General features: G+C 52.3%; 11 protein-coding genes and 1 riboswitch. Of the genes, 2 read left to right on the forward strand and 9 right to left on the reverse strand.

Annotation, left to right across the window (positions count from 1 at the left end; translation table 11 throughout):
• Positions 1-295 precede the first annotated feature (295 nt).
• The 8 genes from F456_RS0109565 to prfA form a co-directional block, all read right to left on the reverse strand.
• A complete protein-coding gene (locus F456_RS0109565; RefSeq protein WP_018976801.1) occupies positions 296-1,543 on the reverse strand; it encodes a serine hydroxymethyltransferase in 1,248 nt (415 codons plus the stop codon).
• Between the two features lie 178 nt (positions 1,544-1,721).
• Complete coding sequence (locus tag F456_RS0109570) at positions 1,722-2,306, reverse strand: TIGR01440 family protein (protein WP_018976802.1); 585 nt, start codon at positions 2,304-2,306, stop codon at positions 1,722-1,724.
• A gap of 203 nt (positions 2,307-2,509) precedes the next feature.
• Positions 2,510-2,591: riboswitch (ZMP/ZTP riboswitch) on the reverse strand.
• A 290-nt stretch (positions 2,592-2,881) separates the two neighbouring features.
• Positions 2,882-3,460, reverse strand: coding sequence for a low molecular weight protein arginine phosphatase (locus F456_RS0109575; protein ID WP_018976803.1), 579 nt, complete (start codon positions 3,458-3,460; stop codon positions 2,882-2,884).
• Between the two features lie 48 nt (positions 3,461-3,508).
• Positions 3,509-4,774, reverse strand: coding sequence for an L-threonylcarbamoyladenylate synthase (locus F456_RS0109580; RefSeq protein ID WP_018976804.1), 1,266 nt, complete (start codon positions 4,772-4,774; stop codon positions 3,509-3,511).
• 40 nt (positions 4,775-4,814) lie between these two features.
• Positions 4,815-6,038, reverse strand: a complete 1,224-nt coding sequence (locus tag F456_RS22250) for an FtsW/RodA/SpoVE family cell cycle protein (RefSeq protein ID WP_083923598.1) — start codon at positions 6,036-6,038, stop codon at positions 4,815-4,817.
• Positions 6,039-6,223: 185 nt separating this feature from the next.
• Positions 6,224-7,480 (reverse strand): FtsW/RodA/SpoVE family cell cycle protein, encoded by a 1,257-nt coding sequence (locus tag F456_RS0109590; RefSeq protein ID WP_018976806.1) that lies wholly within the window; start codon positions 7,478-7,480, stop codon positions 6,224-6,226.
• A gap of 375 nt (positions 7,481-7,855) precedes the next feature.
• Positions 7,856-8,752, reverse strand: coding sequence for a peptide chain release factor N(5)-glutamine methyltransferase (gene prmC / locus F456_RS0109595; protein ID WP_018976807.1), 897 nt, complete (start codon positions 8,750-8,752; stop codon positions 7,856-7,858).
• Positions 8,753-8,756: 4 nt separating this feature from the next.
• A complete protein-coding gene (prfA, locus tag F456_RS0109600; protein WP_018976808.1) occupies positions 8,757-9,827 on the reverse strand; it encodes a peptide chain release factor 1 in 1,071 nt (356 codons plus the stop codon).
• Positions 9,828-10,252: 425 nt separating this feature from the next.
• Between prfA and F456_RS0109605 the strand changes: the two genes are divergently transcribed.
• Entirely contained in the window at positions 10,253-11,113 is an 861-nt protein-coding gene (locus tag F456_RS0109605) for a response regulator (protein ID WP_018976809.1), read from the forward strand.
• Entirely contained in the window at positions 11,104-11,565 is a 462-nt protein-coding gene (locus tag F456_RS0109610) for a chemotaxis protein CheX (RefSeq protein ID WP_018976810.1), read from the forward strand. Before F456_RS0109605 ends, F456_RS0109610 begins: the two co-directional genes overlap by 10 nt.
• Before the next feature lie 299 nt (positions 11,566-11,864).
• On the opposite strand, the gene ychF is transcribed toward F456_RS0109610, so the two are convergent.
• The gene (gene ychF / locus F456_RS0109615) at positions 11,865-12,965 is read right to left on the reverse strand and encodes a redox-regulated ATPase YchF (RefSeq protein WP_018976811.1); all 1,101 of its coding nucleotides are present in this window, start codon (positions 12,963-12,965) and stop codon (positions 11,865-11,867) included.
• Positions 12,966-13,216: the final 251 nt, after the last annotated feature.

Raw genomic sequence — 13,216 nt, forward strand, 5'->3', positions numbered from 1 at the left:
GATCGGAAGGATTCACGAGCTGCACACATGCCTAAATTGCGGCATACACTCAAACCAAAAATCGAAAAGTTCGAGCATAAGCAATAAAGCGATTGCAAAACGTATTCTTTATATACCCTTTTTTGGCTGGTATCTTTCATCTCTTAATATTTTCCATAAATTTAAAAATATATACTTCAATACTCCAGTGGTCTGTAGGTGTCTGCCGCTCGCTGTTCATCAGAAAAGGAGCACACGCCAAAAAGCCCGGCTCCACGAGGAACCGGGCTTTCGCACTTTTATTAAGAAGATACGCTTAGTATTTCATGTCTGCATACAGCGGGAAGCGGTCGGTCAATTCCTTAACATCCGCGCGTGCTTTAGCCAATACGTTCTCGTCCTTCGACGCCTTCAGTACGGAAGCAATAATCCGTCCGATCGACTTCATTGCATCCTGATCCATGCCGCGCGAAGTCGCTGCAGGCGTGCCGATCCGGATACCGCTTGTAATGAACGGACTTGCCGTATCGAACGGAATCGCATTTTTGTTGACCGTAATGCCGACGGAATCGAGTACATGCTCGGCTTCCTTGCCGGTGATGCCTACACCGCGCGTATCGATCAGCATCAGGTGGTTATCCGTTCCGCCAGATACAATTTCGATGCCTTCGCCGATCAGCGTCTCAGCCAATACTTTGGCATTATCGACAACGTTCTGCGCGTATACTTTGAACGACGGATCGAGCGCTTCGCCCAACGCAACGGCTTTCGATGCGATCACATGCATAAGCGGTCCGCCTTGAATGCCTGGGAACATCGCTTTGTCGATTGCCTGCGCCCAAGGCTTCTGGCACAGAATCATACCGCCGCGAGGTCCGCGCAGCGTCTTATGTGTTGTTGTGGTAACGAAGTGAGCATGCGGAACCGGGGACGGATGAACGCCGGCTGCTACAAGACCCGCGATATGCGCCATATCGACCATGAACAGTGCGCCGATATCATGAGCGATCGAAGCCATTGCTTCGAAATCGATTGTACGCGGATATGCGCTGGCTCCTGCCACGATCATACGAGGACGATGCTTGAACGCCGTCTTGCGCACTTCGTCGTAGTCGATGCGGAAGTTGTCTTCACGCACACCGTAAGCTACAAAATTATAGAGAATACCGGAAGCATTAACAGGGCTGCCATGTGTAAGGTGTCCGCCGTGCGCCAGGTTCATACCCAGTACCGTGTCGCCCGCTTTGAGCGTTGCCAGATACACACCCATATTGGCTTGAGCGCCGGAGTGCGGCTGTACGTTGGCATGTTCTGCGCCGAACAATTCTTTAGCACGGTCGCGTGCCAGATCTTCTACCACGTCGACGTGCTCGCAGCCGCCGTAGTAGCGCTTGCCTGGATAACCTTCGGCATATTTATTGGTCAGAACAGAACCCATTGCTTCCATAACCGCTTCGCTGACAATATTCTCGGAAGCAATCAGTTCAATATTGGCTTTTTGACGGTCCAGTTCCAATCCCATTGCTTTCAGTACGGCCGGATCGCTTTTTCTCAAGTGCTCCATGTTTACGTATTCCTCCCTGGTTTTAAAAGTATTGTCTGTGTTCATTAATCCCGCAGCCGTTCTCAGGCCGCTTCTTCAATACCGTGAAGTGGCGAAGTGCATAGGTATCTACCAGGCAGGTTCTACACAGAACCTGCTTGGTATGCTGCAGAGCAGATGGGCGCAATTAAAGCCTTCATTACTCGCAGAAAGTCGAATCCGCCTCTTCCGGAAGACGGTATACCGCCCGATCCCCGCCAATCAGCGGTGGACGGGTCAGCGCTGCATTTACCCGCGCTTCCCCGATTTGGCGTACCGACAAACGCAGCGGCACCGCTACACGGCGCAGATGCATGCCGATCAGCGTCTCTCCGATATCAAGCCCCGCATGGGCCTCGATCGTCTCCGCCAGCGCCGGTTCTTCCATGCTGCGATAAGCGGCGGACGCCATGGAGCCGCCGGCTTTCGGTATCGGCACCGCCGAAACCTCCTGAAGCCCAAGCCGCTCTAATACGGAGCGTTCCATTACAAGCGCCCGGTTCAGATGCTCGCAGCATTGATACACGGTGTCAAAGCCAAATTCCTGCTGTACCTCGCGGATACCGGCGAGCAGCTCCTGCGCCACTTCAAGCGCGCCTGAAGTGCCGATATGCCTTCCGGCTACTTCACTTGTGCTGGTTCCAACCACCAGCACTTTGCCCGCCTTAAGTCCGGCGGTTTCCGCCAGCTCCCGTACAGCGAGCGCCGCCTGAGAGCGGATCGAGTCTTCGCGTTCCTGTTCCATATTCGTCACTCCTTCTCTGGATGCCATTCGCCGGAACGATCCGACGTTCCTCTAACGATCATACCGCCGAAGCGGCGTAAAGGAAAGTCGGGCACCTAGAAAAGTCGGATATGGAAAAGTGAAATACGTGCATCAAAGTCGCTGTAGATTTTCGAAAGCTGATAAAAAAACAAAAAGAGCGACCACGCGTAATACGCGAAGCTGCTCTATGCCCAGGCGACCGGCCGATAACTCCGGTGCTCCATCGTGGTTGAACCCACTTCGTCGCCAGTTACACCGGGTCTGCATTTTCACCTTCATCATAAGGCAACAATGCTCAAAAATCAACTGATTTTCGAGCGAAATACGGACAAAAAACGGATAGTACGGATGGGCGTTCGGAATTTGTTCGACTTTTGAATTTTCAGATTACCTTTACACCTACGGGTAACAGGTTCTGTCCCGCTTTTTTCAGCACTAGAAAGACGGATAAAAATCAAAAATCAAAACAAGAGATACAGCAAGAGACACCGAAAGACACCAAAAGAAAAGCCCTGTCCAAAGACGCGGGCTTGTTCAATGATAGGAAAACTTCCTTATCCGCGTTCCAGCTTGCCGAGAAGCCGATCAAGCGCCGTGCGGATTTCCGCTGCCGTTATTTCGTAGTCGTCGCGCGAGCCGCCGAACGGATCGGAAATATCGAAGACCGGGATACGCTGCTGCAGTTCTATCACTCGCTGCTGCTGCGAGGTATCCGGAGATTCACCGAGAGCCCGTGACAATTGAGCGGATGCCAGCAGACTGTCCAGCTCCTCCAGGTCAGCCAGCACACGAGGATCGTCTTCCACATATCCTTTAAGCGTATGAGTACGCTCAACGGCTTCCGGGAAACAGCGAATCACATGGCTTTTGTGCGATTCCGTCAATGTAAGAATCAGATCGGCCCACTCCACCAGCTCCCGATCGAGCGGCGAAGACGTTATCCGATCGCTAATATTCTGATCGCGCAGCACCGCCTCTGCCTGGCGGGAAATCGGTACTCCCTGCGATGCCGAGACGCCGGCCGAACGAACTTCCACCCGAACGCCCCGCTCTTGTGCCATTCGCCGCAGCAGCGCTTCGGCCATTGGACTGCGGCACGTATTGCCTGTACATACGAATAAAATGCGTTTCAAGCGAACCGCCTCCTTTGCTTTACGCTCTGTTTAAACAAACCGTCTATTTCAGACGCGGTGGACCCGGCCGCCGGCCGCTTTGCTGATCCGATTCATAACGGCAGAACCGATGCCTTCTTCCCCGCATCCTTCGGCGAGCATGTAAGTTGTTCCCTCTTCGTCGAAACGACGCAGCGCAGCGTACAGCCGCGCTGCCGCTTCCCGCAGATCGCTGCCGCTGCCAAGCGACAGCACAACATCTGCTAGACCGCGGTAGCTCTCCAAGTGCTCCTCGAATGCGAGCACCCCGGTCTTCTCGCCGCGCGCTTGTGCCGCGGCAAGCAGCCCGCGAATGCAGTCCGCGGTACGCTCCTCCGCACCAAGCACTACTTCGAGCCGGCCGCTCGGCGCGTAGTGCGTGTACTTCATCCCCGGCGAGCGCGGTGCCTCCTCCGGCTCCCCGTGTACTGCCGCAGGTCCAGTATCACCTGGCTTTGCTCCGGCGGCACCTTCACGTGCCGGGTTCAGCGCTTCTCCGCGAGCCCCAGCCTCGCTTCGGGCCGCCTCGGGATCGATGTCCGCGGTATAATCCGCGGACACGGCGCCAACCTGCGCGCCGAGCACCCGGCCGAGTTCTTCGGCCGAGATGCCGCCCGGGCGCAGCACGGTCGCACCGCCTGCGGTGTTCGTCCGCACGACGGTCGACTCGACGCCCACGCCGGCCGGACCGCCATCGACAATTCCGTCGATGCGGCCGTCCAGGTCCTCGCGCACATGGCTCGCGAGGGTCGGGCTTGGACGTCCCGAGCGGTTCGCGCTTGGCGCCGCGAGCGGACAGCCCGACGCTGCGATAAGCGCCAGGGCAATGCCATGGTCCGGCATCCGAACCGCTACCGTATCAAGTCCCGCCGTGACCTTCGGCGACAGGGCTCCCGGCCGCACAGGCAGGACCAGCGTCAGCGGGCCCGGCCAGAAAGCGTCCATCAGCTTCTCGTCCGCTTCCGATACGCCTTGTACAAAAGCATCCAGCTCCGCACGATCCGCAATATGCACGATCAGCGGATTGTCCGACGGACGGCCTTTGGCTTCGAAAATTCCTTCGACCGCTTCCGTGCTGCGGGCATCTGCTCCCAGTCCATAGACCGTTTCGGTTGGAAAAGCGATGAGCTTACCTTCGGCCAGAGAAGCGGCAGCTGCCGCAATTCTCTCATCGCTTTGAAGCACACTGGATTCCTTAAGGGATTTATGAGATACCACCTCACTGTTCCCCGTGGAACTTAACTCGCTAATTACCCACATCCGGGTCTCTTTTTCGACATTTCTTTCCTCGCCCATACGCTTGTCCTTTCTATAGTTACCACAACTCAATATTCAATCAAAACTTGAAATTAGGCATTTTGAATTTTCTTTTGTTTTCTTTATCTTTCTCTTCCAGATGGTCCGTCTTTAACAAGTTGTCAGTCTCCTGATGTTTCTTGTTGGACAAATGAATGCTCAACACGACGCCGATACATGCCATATTGATCAGCAGTGATGTACCTCCATAGCTGATAAAGGGCAGCGTCACCCCGGTAAGCGGCATTAGCCCCATAAACATGCCAATATTCTCGAAAATCTGATACATGAACATCGCTACGATCCCTACGATAATATAAGGTCCTGCTCTTTCCCGACATTCCAAGGCAATCAGAATCATCCGGTGAATCAAAATGAAATAAAGAAGCAAAAGAAACGCCATCCCTACAAATCCGAACTCTTCCGCAATAACGGCAATGACGGAATCCGCATATGTGTAAGGAACCCGAGGAGACATCTCGCCTTTCATGAATCCTGTACCCAACATGCCGCCATTTCCGATCGCCAGCTGGGCTCTTTCGACCTGATACTTTGCTTTTTCGGTGGCTTCTTCCGGCATCAACCATACGTCAATCCGATCCAGCCAGTGAGCGCGTTTTTCTCCTACAAAATCTGAAATTGGTTCATGGTAGGTTTTGTAAGCGTTGATTCCTCCAATTAAAAGGCCCGTCGCAAGAACAAAAAAGATCAGAGCATGGGTATACTTCACATTTGCAATCCACAGCATCCCTACCAAAATCACCAGGTAAGCCAAAGCATTACCCAAGTCGTTCTGCACCATAACTATTGCGAAAGGAATCATAACGATAGCAGCAGTCGGTATAACATCTTTCCAGAATAGGAGCGTATCCCTTTGCTTACGAACAAGATACGCAGCAAGACCGAGGATTAATACCAGCTTAAACATTTCGGCCGGCTGTATGCTGAGTCCCCCTATACTGATCCAGCCGTCAGCGCCATTCAGCGATGTGCTCAGCGGCGTCCAGACCAGCATAAGCACCCCAATTCCGATCACGTAGATATACAGCGCGTATTTGATGAGCAGCTGATAAGGCACCATACCTACCGCAAAAAATGCAATAAATCCAAGAATATAGTAGACCACCATATTTGACGTTGAAGCGGATAGTCCTCCTGCTCTACTATTCGTTATTGCGCTATGCACAACCGGAATACAAATCCCCATAAAAAGCAGCAGAATAACTACCAATGTCCAATCGATATTTTTGATCCTACTCAGCATCGCCGCAGCCTCCCGTTAACACACTGCGTCCGCGCCGCTGCGTGTCGGTTGATTTTCACACGAATCCTCGTTCTGCCGTCGTACGCCTTATTTACAATCCTGCGATTCACATTTCCTACGTGCAAAAGGCGGTCAAAACGTTCCGTAAGTGCCGCTTTGACCGCTTAGCTGTTCATCGAGTCCGCTTACTGCGCTTTCTTGGAGCGTTTGCCCACTCTCGACAAGACACCGCGCAGTGCTTGAACGCCTCCGTCTTCCGTATTTGCACCTTTTATATCCGCAAATTCATCCCGAGCATTATCGCGTGTATAAGCACGAATACTCATAACAACGCCGATACTCGCCATATTGATCAGCAGCGACGTACCGCCGTAGCTAATAAACGGAAGCGTAATACCGGTAAGCGGCATCAAGCCCATGAACATTCCGATATTCTCGAAAATCTGATACATAAACATCGCTACAAGTCCGACAACGATGTAAGATCCGGCTCTGTCCCTGCATTCAAGCGCAATGACGATCATTCGGTGGATCATGATGAAGTACAGCACCAGCAGGAACGAAATACCTATAAATCCGAATTCTTCGCCGATCACCACGATAATGGAGTCGGAATAGGTATACGGCACAAGGGAACCGGTAGGATTCTGCACCATAGGTCCTTGCATAAATCCTTGTCCGGTCATCCCTCCGCTTGCTATGGCATATTTGCCGTTCTTGGTCTGCCAGGAAGCGTCACGGCTCGCTTCTTCCGGCATCAGCCATGGATCGATCCGATCCAGCCAATGCGCGCGCTGCAAAGTGTTTGCCATAAAGTCCGTCACTTCATCGTGATAAGTGACATATCCTTTGATTCCGCCGACCAGCAGACCTGCTCCCAGCACGAAAATGATCAGGGCATGCGTAAACTTCAAATTGCCGATCCACAGCATGCCGAGCAGAATCAGTACGTAGCTGAGCGCGTTCCCCAGATCGTTCTGCACCATAACGACAGCGAACGGAATAAAAGCAACGATACCAATTGGAATAACATCGGCCCTAAATCCAAGCTTGTCTTTGTTTCTGCGCGCAAGCATAGCAGCAATGACGATGACCAACGCCAGCTTAAACATTTCCGCCGGCTGCATACCGACCGGTCCGATCTTCAACCAACCTTGCGCACCATTCTGGGTCTGACCGAGCGGTGTCAGCGTCAGCAGCAGAAGTACCAGGCCGCCTGCGTAAATAATCCAGAAATACCGTGTATAAATTCGGTAGTCGACCGCAGTCATAAAGAAGATAACTGCGAAGCCGAGAATGTAATAAAAAATCATCTGCGTGTCCAGTCCTCTGAACTTATCGCTGTTCGCGACCGCACTGTGCACAACGGGAATACAAATCCCCATCATCAACAGCAGCACAACAATCAGGGACCAATCCATATGTTTCCACTTCGTTAACATGCGTTACATTTCCTCCGAAAAGCCTGTTCAAGGCCGTATTTCACTCTTGCGGCACAGCCGCCTCAGCCTTGCGTCCTGCACAGTGCAGTTCTTCCGGCTTCTCTCTTTATTCCATTCTTTTTTGTCCTACACTGCAGCTGCCTCATTGAGACAGCACTGCTGCAGGCAGCAGGTCTTTTATTATTGTAGGCGATAATAATCCCCTTGTCATGTTGACGGCGCTTGAACTCTCCGACCCTGCGACAAAAGGGCGAGAAGACGGCGGTTCTCCCGCTTTTCGCTTCTCACCCTTATGCAGTTCTGCAGACCTTGTCGGCAAATTCCTCGCCGACTGCGGAGCCTGAACATTTGTCGTACCAATCTAACCGGCCTGCATTAAGCGATTCCGATGACATGACGGCCAATGCCCGCCAGATCGAATACCGTCTCAATTCTGCTCCAACTGCCGCGCGATCTAAGCATGTTCTCTACCAGTTCCGCTTGGCCCATGCCCAGCTCGAATGCGATCAGCTTCGGATCGCTTTGCAGCAGATCCAGCTGCTTCATGATCTCGCGGTACGGCCACAGCCCATCCGGCCCTCCGTCCAGCGCACTGCGCGGTTCGAAGTCGCGCACTTCCGGCTGAAGTTCTTCAATGTCGGCAGCCGGAATATAGGGCGGATTCGATACGAGAATATCGAATTTATCGCCCATGAACGGCTCCAGCAGACTGCCTTGACGAAACTCCACGTCCGCGCCGAGCCGCTGGGCGTTGCGCTGTGCTACGCCCAGCGCGCCTTCCGAAATATCGCTCGCGGTAACGACAAGCTCCTGTCGCAGCAGCTTCAGACTGACGGCGATCGCGCCGCTGCCTGTGCCGACATCAAGCACCGACGGCGAACCTTCCGGCCACAGCGCTTTTGCACGCGTCAGCACCGCTTCGACCAGCAGTTCCGTTTCTGGCCGCGGAATCAATACCTCAGGCGTCACTTCGAACGTAAAGCCGTAGAACTCCTGATCGCCCAAAATATACTGGGCCGGTTCTCCGTCCCCCTTGCGGGTAATCGCATTCTCCCAGCGTTCTCGGAATTGATCCGGGAACGGCTCTCGCAGCGCCATGACGTACTGTGCTCCTGTCATGCCCAAAATTTCTTTCAGCAGCAGCCGGGTATTTTCGTCCGCCTCTTCCACACCCCGCTCCCGCAAAAAAGAAGAAGCCTCCGCGAAGGCTTCCCGGAGCGTCAAGCCTTTGCGCAGTTGAAAGCCGCCCCGGCCCGAGCTTAATCTGTTCAAGAGATCAGACGCCCTTTTCATCGATCAGGTCGGTCTGTTCAGCAATCGTTAATGCGGATACGATTTCCTGAATATCGCCGTTCATGATCTGATCGAGCTTATGCATAGTCAGACCGATGCGGTGGTCCGTTACGCGGCTCTGCGGGAAATTATAGGTGCGAATGCGCTCGCTTCGGTCGCCTGTTCCGACTTTGCTTTTGCGCTCGCCGGCATACTTGGCTTCTTCTTCCTGACGCATCACGTCATAAATGCGGGAACGCAGTACCTGCAGCGCTTTTTCCTTGTTCGAGTTCTGCGACTTGCCGTCCTGACACGTGGCTACAATACCTGTCGGAACGTGCGTCACGCGTACAGCCGATTTGGTTGTGTTGACGGACTGGCCGCCGGCGCCGCTGGAGCAGAACGTATCGACGCGGATATCTTTGTCGCTGATGACAATGTCCACTTCTTCGACTTCCGGAAGCACAGCTACCGTTGAAGTCGACGTATGAATGCGGCCGCCTGATTCCGTAGCCGGAATACGCTGCACACGGTGCGCGCCGCTCTCATATTTCATTTTGCTGTAAGCGCCGCGTCCGTTGATCATAAAGATGACTTCCTTGAAGCCGCCCAGATCGCTTTCGTTCACATCCATCAGTTCGACTTTCCAGCCCTGCGCGTCCGCGTAGCGGCTGTACATGCGATAGAGATCCGCCGCGAACAGCGCCGCTTCGTCGCCACCAGCCGCACCACGAATTTCGACGATCACGTTCTTGTCGTCGTTCGGGTCTTTTGGCAGCAGAACGACGCGGATCGTTTCTTCAAGCTCCGCTTTGCGCGCTGTCAGCTCTTCAATTTCCATTTTGACCATTTCACGCATTTCGTCGTCGAGTTTCTCGCCCTGCATCTCTTTCGCAGCATCGAGATCCTCGGTTACGCGTTTGTATTCGGTATACGCTTCGTATGCCGGCTGCAGGTCGGACTGCTCCTTGGAGTAGTCGCGCAGCTTCTTCGAATCGCTCGCCACGTCCGGGTCGCAAAGCAGTTCGCTCAATTTGTCATAACGGTCAACCAGTGCCTGCAATTTATCCAACAAGGCCGATCACCTCTTTATATTAGATTAAAATTAGTTTGAAATCAGATGAATAATTCTCGGTTTGTATCCTAGTCTGCTATCTTTATTATAACCGCTATAAATGTACTCCAATGAACATGCTGTTCATGCCTCCCTTTCCACATTTCGTGGAGAAGAAAAAAAGGTAGAAAAAGAGCCGCCTGCATCAGTGTGCGACGACTCTTAATTATAGCATAGAGCTGCAGGATTGCCTATCGAAACTTCCTCAGGCCGTTTCATTTTCCACTCACAATCTGTCCTGTATCTGTCGATATTATTTATAACATGCTGGCTTCAGCCCGGCACAGCTTATTTGGGCTGCCGAGCCAACGGCATAAGTCACTTCTTTCAGAGGTAATTCTATTTCACGCAATCAAAATGCATATCAGGAGAAAGGAAGGGGTCCTATGGCAGTAAGAGTCGTAATTGTGGATGATTCACCCTTTTCTATAGCAGTTATCCGTAACATTCTTGAAGAAAACGGATTTGAAGTTGTAGGAGAGGCCGGATCGTTGGAGGAAGTCAAAGAAGTGATTGCTGCGGCGCAGCCCGATCTGGTTACGATGGATATGACCCTGCCTGGAACGGACGGATTAGAGTGTACGCGCGCTGTCCATGCAATTAACCCAAATATTAAGGTTATTGTAATCAGTTCCATGATGGACGAGGAAATTCTTAAAGAAGCCAAAGAAAATAACGTATCCGGTTATATTCAGAAGCCAGTGGATGCCGAAGAGCTGCTTGGTACGATTCAGCGTGTCATCGCATACGAAGAAATCTTCCAGACCTTGGAAGACGCTTATTTCGAAGTATTCAAAGAAACACTTAAAGACGCGTTGAACCGCATGACGAAGACTCTTCTGACGTATAAAAGCGAATATGAAATGAAAGAAGATTTCGAATCTCGCGGAATTGTGGTAATCGTCGGGATCATCGGAAAGTTCTCCGGAAGACTGATGATCGATCTGAGCAAAGAAACCGCACATGCACTAGTGGCGGCCATGATGAAAAAAGAACCGTCCAGCATCAACGAGATCACCGCTGCGCTTGCCGAGTTTACGAATATCGTAGCCGGCAACGCGTGCTCAATCTTGAACAGAAAGAACAAAGCATTCGGCCTGCGTCTCGCGCCTCCATCGGTTATGCACGGTGATCGCATGTCGATTTCGCACGCTTCGTTCAAGACGATGAGCGCGGCTGCAGATACCCATTACGGCGAAGTGATGCTGAACGTCGGTTTTAGAAGAGGTGAAGACAAGTGGATGTAGCTCACGTTAATCCGTTTATTGATTCGTTTATGAATGTAATGCCCCAGCTGGGATTTACTGACGTTCGCAAAGGCGGCCTTGGCGTTAAAGGGCAGGAGCTGAACTGTTCCGGCGTCATTATCCTGGTTGGGATCGTCGGCACTCTGAAAGGGAATGTCGTCTACCTGATTGATGAGGAAAATGCCAAAAAAATCGCTTCGACCATGATGATGGGTATGCCGGTCGAGCAGCTTGACGACATGGCCAGAAGCGCCTTATCCGAACTTTCCAACATGCTTACCGCTACGGCGGCAACCGGATTCGCCAACCTAGGCGTTAACATCGACATTTCCACGCCGACCCTGCTCTCCGGCGAGAATGTCTCGGTCAAGATGAGCTCCAAGCAGGTATTAAGCCTTCAACTGCTCGCTAACGATGTTCCGGTTGAAGTCCTGATCTCGTTCGAAAGTTAACGTTGATGCGAGATTGCTAAAAAGCACCGCCGGTCCATACAATTCCAAGACCTGCACGGAAAGATGGATAATCCGCCAGTCGTCTGACTTGGCCCGATATAATTAAGTGCAGCAAGCTTAATAAGGTGCACTGCCCAAAAAGCCGCTTTCGTCATAAACGACGAAAGCGGCTCTTTCTTTTTCACATTCCACTTTTTCTTTTTCTTACTTCACCCTATTCTGTTCGCCATTCAAAAAACAAGAGCCGCCTTTCTCCGAAGAGAAAAACGGCTCGCCGTAATTACACGTTGAAGCGATAATTAAACGTTGAAACGGAAATGCATGACGTCGCCATCCTGCACAATATACTCTTTGCCTTCAAGACGCAGCTGACCGCGTTCTTTGGCACCGTTCATGGAACCCGCATTTACGAGATCCTCGTAGCCTACCACTTCAGCACGGATAAAGCCGCGTTCGAAGTCGGAGTGAATAACACCTGCAGCGCCCGGCGCTTTGGTGCCTTTGCGAATCGTCCAAGCGCGCACTTCCTGCACGCCGGCCGTAAAGTACGTATACAGACCCAGCAGCTTGTACGCCGCTTTGATCAGCAGGTTCAAGCCCGAATCTTGAATACCCAGTTCTTCGAGGAACATCTGCTTGTCTTCGCCTTCAAGCTCAGAGATCTCCTCTTCGACTTTGGCGCTGATCGGAACGACTTCCGCATTCTCAGCGGCTGCGAATTCGCGAACTTTCTGGACGTAAGCATTGTTCGCCACGTCACCGATCTCGTCTTCTGCAACGTTCGCCGCGTACAGAACCGGCTTCAATGTGAGCAGGTGCAGTTCACGGATCAATTGAAGCTCGTCTTCCGTCAGATCGATACTGCGCGCAGGCTGATCATTGTAGAGTGCTTCCTTGACCTTCTCCAGCACTTCGATCTCCTGGGCATACTGCTTATTGCCGCCCTTCATGTTCTTCTTCGAACGTTCGATCCGCTTGTCCACGCTCTCGATGTCGGCCAGGATCAGCTCCAGATTAATTGTCTGAATATCGCTGACCGGGTCAATCTTGCCATCCACGTGCGTGATGTTCTCATCCACGAAGCAGCGCACAACGTGCACGATAGCGTCAACTTCACGGATATGTGCCAGGAACTTGTTACCAAGACCCTCGCCTTTGCTCGCGCCGCGTACAAGACCCGCGATATCAACAAATTCAAATGCTGTCGGTACGGTTTTCTTCGGCTCTACCATTTCTGTGAGCTTGTCGAGACGCTCATCCGGCACTTCGACAATGCCTACGTTTGGATCAATGGTACAAAACGGATAGTTCGCGGATTCCGCGCCTGCCTGCGTAATTGCGTTAAACAGCGTAGACTTGCCGACGTTCGGCAGTCCTACAATACCGGCTTTCAATGCCATATGAATACACAACTCCTCTTGATTCTATCTTCTGGGTACGACGCACGTCTGATCTCGCACGCCTAACGCCTCATACATGCTGCTGGTTACAAAACAACGTCTATTATAACAGTATTCGCTCCGCTCTGATAGCTGCAATTCTCACCCAATCGAATGCTTTCCTGCCCCCTCCAGACTTCGCGGCACAGTTCCTCCCCTAATATCGGGCAAGCGAATTTGTATCATTCGTTCTGCCGGCAAATAGATCATGA

Source organism: Saccharibacillus kuerlensis DSM 22868 (assembly GCF_000378145.1).
Classification (GTDB): Bacteria; Bacillota; Bacilli; order Paenibacillales; family Paenibacillaceae; genus Saccharibacillus; species Saccharibacillus kuerlensis.